The sequence below is a fragment of the Gordonia sp. (in: high G+C Gram-positive bacteria) genome (assembly GCF_012515855.1).
GTDB lineage: Bacteria > Actinomycetota > Actinomycetes > Mycobacteriales > Mycobacteriaceae > Gordonia.
This window is the reverse complement of sequence record NZ_JAAYXO010000142.1, coordinates 48904-55910: the sequence shown is the minus strand read 5'-3', so window position 1 is coordinate 55910 and position 7007 is coordinate 48904. Positions and strand designations below refer to the sequence as shown.

Genomic DNA, 7007 nt, shown 5'->3' with positions numbered 1-7007 from the left:
CGGCTTCGACCACCGTTGTGGTCGCGGTGACTTCAATCCTCGTCGCGCAGCACGGCGCCGGAGCCGAAGGCGCGTGCGGCGGCGTCGGCCATCAGTCGTGCGGGCTCGGGATCGGAGCGCAGGCGTCGTTCGAGATCGGCTGACGCGGTGATCGGACCGTCGGAGGCGACGACGATGATGTTGCCGCTGCGGCGACCCTTGAACATCGACGGGTCGGCGATCAGCGTGATGTCGGAGAAGACCGAGGCGATGGTCGCGACCTCGCTGCGCACGGAGCGGAGGTCGCGGCGGTCGCCGCAGTTCGCGATGTAGAGTCCGCCCGGCGCAAGGACCTTCTGGACGGCTTCGGTGAACTCGACGGTCTTGAGGTGGGCGGGGGTGAGGCTCTCGGCGAAGGCGTCGCGGATCACGACGTCGCGCGTCTCCGGCGTCAGGGTCTCGATGACGGCACGGGCGTCGCCGACACGAATCCGAAGTCGTGGGGCCCGGGGGAGGTCGAACCATTCGCGGGCGAGGCGTGCCAGTTTGGCGTCGATCTCGACGGCGACGTGCCGGGACTGCGGATAGGTATGGGCCAGGTAGCGGGGTAGGGCGCAGGCGGCGGCACCGAGGTGGAGGACGCGCAGCGGCGTGGCGAGGTCGTCGTAGTGGTCCTCGATGGCGGCGACCGCCTGTCGCATGTACTCGAAGTCGAGGATGTCGGGACGGTCGGGCGCGATGTGGCTGCTCTGCGCGCCGTTCACCGACAGCAGCCAGCCGCCTTCCCGGTCGGAGGCGAGCTCGGCGGTGCCGGTGGAGATCTCGAAGGAGCCTGCTGCGGGCTCCGGGCGTGCGGTGGCCATCGAATCCGATGATAGTCGCCGTCGATACGATCGCCGGATGCGGATGAAGAGGGCGGAAGCCCTGGGAATGGCTGCGGGTGTGGTGGCCGACAGAGTGTTCGCCGACCCGCAGCGCGGGCACCCGGTTGCGGTGTTCGGCAGTGCCGTCGCACGAACGGAGAAGCGGGTCTACGCCGACAGCCGTGCGGCGGGCGCGGTGTTCGCGACCGGCTGGATCGGCGCGGCGACGGCGCTCGGCGCCGGACTGCGGCGACTCGGCGCGGTGGGCTCCGCCGTATCGACTTTCACCGCCCTCGGCGGCACGTCGCTGTGCCGCATCGGCGACCAGATCGCGGACGCGCTCGACGACGGCGACATCGAGGAGGCCCGTCGCCTGGTCTCCGGCCTGGTGGGACGGGACCCGAACCTGCTCGACGAGTCGGGAATCTGCCGGGCGGCCGTCGAGTCGATCGCCGAGAACACCTCCGACGCGGCGGTCGCACCGCTGGTCTGCGGTGCCGTCGCGGGTCCGGCGGGACTGCTGGGCTACCGCGCGGTGAACACCCTCGACGCGATGATCGGCTACCGATCCGACCGCTACCGCAACTTCGGGTGGGCGGCAGCCCGGATCGACGACGTCGCGAACCTGGTGCCCGCGCGCGTTGCCGCTGCGGCGGCTGCGGCGGTCAGCGGCCGCCCCGGCGAGGTCTGGCGCACCGTTCGGCGTGACGCGGGCAAGCACCCGAGTCCGAATGCCGGAGTGGTGGAAGCGGCGTTCGCGGGGGCGTTGGGCATCGAGCTCGGTGGCCGCACCGAGTACGCGCACGGCGTGGAGGAACGACCTCGACTGGGCGACGGTCGGTCGCCGACACCGGCCGACCTCCGAGCCGCCGCAGCGTTGTCGCGGCGGATTCAGACGGTGACGGCGGTCGGTGCGGTCGCGATGCGCTGGGGCCTGCGGGCCTGAGCGGCGCTACTTTCCGTAGCGCTGGGCGAGCTTGGCGTTGACCGCGGCGGAGTCGCCGACGGCGCCGCCGCCGATCTCGGCGGTCTCGCCCGCGTTGACGTCGTTGCCGGACGAGGTGCCCGCGCCGCGGAGTTCGCGGCGGATTCGATCCTTGTCCTTGATCGGCGGGGGCGGCGGGGCGGAGGCGTCGGCGGGCACGTCCTTGGCGGCTCGCCGGGCCTTGACCTCGGCGTAGATGAAGTACGCGGCACCGAGAGGCGCCATCAGTCCAAACGCCAGCCACTGCAGGCCGTACGAGAGGTACGGACCGGTCTCGAGCTGCGGCAGCGGGATCTCACCGAGGGCGCCCGGCTGGTTCGGCGACAACTGGACGTAGAAGTCGTCGGCGGGATGACCGGTCGCCGGACCGAGCAGACCGATGTCGATGGTGTAGGCGGTCTGCATGCCGTTCTCCACACGCGGTTCCTTGCCCGCGCTGGTCGCCTCGGTCTTGCGGAGGCGGGCGACGATGGTGGTGTCGCCCGACGGGGTGGCGGGGACATCGACCGTGTTGCCTGCGCCGGGACGGACGTAGCCGCGGTTGACGAACACCACGCGGTCGCTGCCGGCCAATTGGAACGGTGTCAGGATCTCGACGGACGGACGCTCGCCCGCGGTGCGGAGACGGATCAGCACCTGCTCCTGATCGAGGTACCGCCCGGTCATCGAGACCTCGCGCCACTCGGAGGCGGCATCGAAGGGCGCGCCGGGCGGTGCGAGTTCGTCGATCGCGACGGGTGCGCTGTTCTCGGCCTCGCGGATCAGATTGTTACGGTGCTCGGTCTCGGTGTTCTTGCCCAGCTGCCACGGCGCCAGGACGACGAAGCACGCTGCCGCGAACGCGACCACGAAGATCCCGAGGAGCAGCCAGCCGGGTCGCAGGAAGGTCTTGAGCACACGCACACTGCCAGGTTACCGATCTGGTGAACCAACCGGTCAGGCGTCGCCGTCGAGTGTGACGTAGACCCACGCCAGCAGGCCGGGGACCGCGGCTTCGATCTGCTCGCGGACCAGGGTGAAGTCGGCCGGCCCGCCGTAGTAGGGGTCGGGGACGTCGGTGCCGTCGGCGTTCGGATCGAAACTGCGGAGCAGACGTACGCGGTCGCCGAGACGCTTGCGCTCCAGTTCGGCCACGTGTCCGCTGTCGGCGACCACCAGCAGGTCGGCGGAGAGGTGATCGGGCGTGAGCTGGGCGGCGACGTGATGGTCCGGGTAACCGTGGGCCAGGAGCTCGGTCCGCGCGCGGTTGTCTGCGGGTTGCCCGATGTGCCAACCGCCGGTGCCCGCGCTGGTGACCCGAACACGCTCGGTCAGACCGGCCTCGTCGATGGCGTGGCGGAAGATCGATTCGGCCATCGGGGATCGGCAGATGTTGCCCGAGCACACGAAGGACACGTGCAGTTGGCGTGGCGCGTTGTCAGACACCGAGCTCCTCACGCAATTGCTGGACCGAGTCGACGATCCATTCGCCTGTAGTTCCCATCGCGGCTTCGAGCTCTCCGGGGAGAGCGTAGCCCCACCGCACACCGATCGTCGGGATGCCGTGTGCGGCTGCGCCTTCAACGTCGTGCGAGCGATCGCCGATCATCACGGTCCGCGAGGTGTTCCGATTCGACTCTAGTACGTCGAGGGCATGTGCGATGACCTCGGCTTTGGTCCCGCGCGTGCCGTCCCCGCCCGCGCCGGCCACCACGGTGAAGTGGTCTGCCAGCCCGAAATGCTCGACGATCCGTCGCGCAATCGGCTGATTCTTACTGGTCGCGACCGCCATCGACCGACCGGAGGCCGAGAGGTCGGTCACCAGATCGGCCATCCCGTCGAACATCCGATTCTCCAGCCATCCGACCTCGTGATAGCGCTCCCGATACGCCGCGATCGCAGCAGTCGTCTGTGCGCGGCTGAGACCGAAGCCTGCCATCGAGACGTGCAGGGGCGGGCCGACGACACCCCGCAGCGCGTCCGCCGACGGCGGCTCGAGACCGATCTCGGTGAACGCGTGGATGTACGAGCGCGTGATGCCGAGGTAGCTGTCGGTGAGGGTGCCGTCGAGATCGAACAAGACAACGGTGCTGGGATCGGCGACTTCGAGGGCGGAATTCACGCCATCCATCGTGCACGTAGGCTCGGAGACCATGAAATCGGGCGCTGGTGACACACGGCCGGAGTCGGCCGATCTCTTCGATCCCCACCGACACGGAGACGAGGACGCCGCGCCGGGGCGCTGTGACTTCGCGGTGAACGTCCGTCCCGGACCGCCGGCGTTCCTCACGGCGGCGCTGAGCACGCGGATCGACGATCTCGCGGCCTATCCGAGCAATGACGATGCCGATGCGGCGACGCGGGCGGCGGCCGACCTGCACGGCCGACGCACCGACGAAGTGCTGCTGCTGGGCGGCGCGGCCGAGGGCTTCGAACTGTTGGCGAAGCTGGGCGCCACGCACGTCGCGCTGATCCAGCCCTCGTTCACCGAACCCGAGCGGGTCCTGCGCGCGTCGGGGCTTCGGGTCTCGCAGGTGGTGCTGCAGGCGCCGTGGCGGCTCAGCGAGGCCCAGATCCCCGAGGACGCCGACCTGGTGGTCGTGGGCAACCCGACCAACCCGACGTCGGTGCTGCATGCGCGAGCGGAGATCGATGCGCTGCGCAGGCCCGGCCGCATCGTGGTGATCGACGAGGCCTTCGCCGACGTGACCATGGCTGCCCGGGACGACGACCGGCCGTCGTACGAACCCCAGTCGATGGCCGGGGTCGCCGAGAAGGACCTCATCGTGATCCGCTCGGTCACGAAGACCTTCGCGCTGGCCGGCCTGCGCGTGGGATACCTGTTGGCCTCGCCGGAAGTGATCGCGCAGTTGCAGCGCGGCCGGCGACACTGGCCGCTCGGCACCCTCGCGCTCACCGCGTTGGCGACATGTCTCGGGCCGCAGGGCCAGGATTACGCCCGTCTGCAGGCTCGGCAGGTGGCGACCGAACGCGATTACCTCCTCGCTCGGCTCGCCGAGATCGGGGTGCGTCCCGCGGTGCCGCCGGAGTCGTCGTACGTGCTGGTGAGGATGCGCGACGGGCTGGCGGTGAAGAGCCGATTGCGGGAGCGGGGGATCGGTATCCGCAGCTGTGCCAACTTCGTCGGCCTGGGGCCAGACCACCTGCGCATCGCGGTCCGGTCGCCGGAACAGATCGACGTGCTGATCGAGGCTCTGGGCGATGTCGCGACGAGCACGGCGTACTGACAGGCAAGATGTGACGAAGGGCCGCGACCGCGGCGCTGAGCAACGAGGAGAGTGACGCCGGAATGAGTCCGCGCCTGCGCGAAGTGATCGACCACCTGGAGGCCGTCTATCCGACTCGACTCGCCGAGCAGTGGGACGCGGTCGGCCTGGTGTGCGGAGACCCCGACGAGGCGGCCGAGAAGGTGCTGGTGTGCGTCGACGTCACCGACGCCGTGGTCGACCGGGCACTCGCCGACGGCGTGCAGTTGGTGGTGGCGCATCACCCGCTGCTGATGCGCGGATCGACGACCGTCGCGGCGAACACTCCGAAGGGGCGCATCCTGCATCGCCTGATCCGCGGCGGTTGCGCACTGTTCTCGGCGCACACGAATGCCGACAAGGCCCGCCGCGGCGTCTCCGACGCGCTGGCCGAGTCGCTGGGGCTGCTGAACACCGTGCCGTTGGCGCCGGAGTCGACCGACCCGCTTGACAAGTGGGTGGTGATGGTTCCCGAGGTGAACGCCGACCAGGTCAGCGAAGCGCTGTTCAACGCCGGGGCGGGCAGTATCGGTGACTACCGCAACTGCCAGTGGAGCGTGGTCGGCACCGGTCAGTTCCTCCCGGTCGACGGCGCAGTTCCGGCGATCGGCGCCATCGGCGCGCTGACCCGCGTCGATGAGCAGCGGGTGGAGATGGTGGCGCCCCGTCGGCTCCGCGAGCCGATCCTCGCCGCGCTGCGGGCCTCGCACCCCTACGAGGAGCCGGCGTTCGACGTCTTCGAGCAGGCCGCCGTGCACTCCGACATCGGGCTCGGCCGGGTGGGCCGACTGCCCGCGCCGATGAGCTTCGCCGAGTTCGTCGACCACGCCGGGCGGGTGCTGCCGCGAGCGGCCTGGCCGATCCGCGGGGCGGGCGATCCGGAGGCGACCGTCCAGACGGTGGCGGTCTGCGGAGGGGCCGGTGATTCGCTGATCGGCGCCGCCTCGGCATCCGGCGCCGACGTGTACCTGACCGGCGATCTCCGCCATCATGTGGTCGACGAGTCGCTCCGCGACGGCTCGCCCGCGCTGGTCGACGCCGGACATTGGGCGACGGAGTTCCCGTGGTGCGGGACGGTCGCCGATATCCTGGGCGAGATCGGTTGCCAAGCAACCATTTTCCACGAACCGACCGACCCGTTCTGCGTGGTCGCCGGACCGAAGGAGCACCAGTGAAGGTTCCTAACGCCCAGCAGCGACGGCTGCTCGACCTCGCCGACCTCGACGCCGACATCGCGAAGGCCAAGCACGAGCGCAAGAACCTGCCGGAGGACGCGGAGCTGGCGAAGCTCGCCGAGACCGCGGAGTCGATCCGCGAAGACCGCGCCCGCGCACAAGTGGCGGTCGACAACCTGCAGGCCGAGTACGACCGCGTGGATGCGGAGCTGACGGGCACCACCAAGCAGCTCAACCGCGACCAGGAGCAGATCGACGCCGGACTGGTGAGCCACAAGGTGCTCACCGAACTGCAGCACGAGGTGACCGGCTTGCGCCGACGCGCGGAGAACCTCGAGACCGAACTGCTGGAGGTGATGGAGCAGCAGGAGGCCACCGACGCCGAGTCAGAGCGCACCGAGGCCGCATTGCTCCACGCCACCGAGCAGGAACTCGACCTGATCGGGCGGCGCGACGCCGCCGCGCTGACGGTGGACCAGCGACTGGAAGACATGGATGCCAAGCGGATCGCGACCGTCGCCGAGGTGGGTGACGAGCTGATCACCATCTACGAGCGGTTGCGTTCGCAGGGCAAGGTGGGCGCAGGTCTGGTCCGCCAGCGTCGGTGCGGAGCGTGCCGGATGGAGATGGATCCGCGGACCCTGGCCACCATCGCCGCGAAGGACGACGACGAGGTCCTGCGCTGCGAAGAATGCGGCGCGATCATGGTCCGCACCGATCAGTCGGGTCTGCCGAAGCCTGCGGCGGCGGAGTGAGCGCG

Annotated in this window: 8 protein-coding genes; 4 read left to right on the top strand and 4 right to left on the bottom strand. The window is 69.9% G+C overall.

Translation table 11 applies throughout. The features are described 5' to 3' along the window. Positions 1 to 32: 32 nt before the first annotated feature. Positions 33 to 842, bottom strand: a complete 810-nt coding sequence (locus tag GX543_RS10765; RefSeq protein ID WP_290851886.1) for a spermidine synthase — start codon at positions 840 to 842, stop codon at positions 33 to 35. 43 nt (positions 843 to 885) lie between these two features. On the opposite strand from GX543_RS10765, the gene GX543_RS10760 reads away from it, so the two are divergent. Continuing rightward, positions 886 to 1788 carry a cobalamin biosynthesis protein gene (locus tag GX543_RS10760; RefSeq protein ID WP_290851889.1) on the top strand — a complete coding sequence of 301 codons (903 nt, stop codon included), beginning with the start codon at positions 886 to 888 and terminating at the stop codon, positions 1786 to 1788. A 6-nt stretch (positions 1789 to 1794) separates the two neighbouring features. Here the strand turns inward: GX543_RS10760 and GX543_RS10755 are convergent, their stop codons facing one another. The 3 genes from GX543_RS10755 to GX543_RS10745 are packed head-to-tail and all read right to left on the bottom strand — an operon-like array spanning position 1795 to position 3937. Then, the gene (locus GX543_RS10755; protein WP_290851885.1) at positions 1795 to 2730 is read right to left on the bottom strand and encodes an SURF1 family protein; all 936 of its coding nucleotides are present in this window, start codon (positions 2728 to 2730) and stop codon (positions 1795 to 1797) included. A gap of 33 nt (positions 2731 to 2763) precedes the next feature. Further along, positions 2764 to 3252, bottom strand: coding sequence for a low molecular weight protein-tyrosine-phosphatase (locus GX543_RS10750; RefSeq protein WP_290851883.1), 489 nt, complete (start codon positions 3250 to 3252; stop codon positions 2764 to 2766). Continuing rightward, complete coding sequence (locus GX543_RS10745) at positions 3245 to 3937, bottom strand: HAD hydrolase-like protein (RefSeq protein ID WP_290851882.1); 693 nt, start codon at positions 3935 to 3937, stop codon at positions 3245 to 3247. The genes GX543_RS10750 and GX543_RS10745 overlap by 8 nt, the downstream gene beginning before the upstream one ends. A 22-nt stretch (positions 3938 to 3959) precedes the next feature. Here GX543_RS10745 and cobC point away from each other — a divergent pair, with 22 nt between their 5' ends. The 3 genes from cobC to GX543_RS10730 all read left to right on the top strand — a co-directional run bounded on the left by cobC (position 3960) and on the right by GX543_RS10730 (position 7002). Continuing rightward, on the top strand, positions 3960 to 5054 hold the full coding sequence (gene cobC, locus GX543_RS10740) for an Rv2231c family pyridoxal phosphate-dependent protein CobC (RefSeq protein ID WP_290851881.1): 1095 nt from the start codon (positions 3960 to 3962) through the stop codon (positions 5052 to 5054). Positions 5055 to 5116: 62 nt separating this feature from the next. Then, positions 5117 to 6247, top strand: a complete 1131-nt coding sequence (locus GX543_RS10735) for a Nif3-like dinuclear metal center hexameric protein (protein WP_290851880.1) — start codon at positions 5117 to 5119, stop codon at positions 6245 to 6247. Beyond that, the gene (locus tag GX543_RS10730) at positions 6244 to 7002 is read left to right on the top strand and encodes a C4-type zinc ribbon domain-containing protein (RefSeq protein ID WP_290851879.1); all 759 of its coding nucleotides are present in this window, start codon (positions 6244 to 6246) and stop codon (positions 7000 to 7002) included. Before GX543_RS10735 ends, GX543_RS10730 begins: the two co-directional genes overlap by 4 nt. The last annotated feature ends 5 nt before the right edge of the window (positions 7003 to 7007 follow it).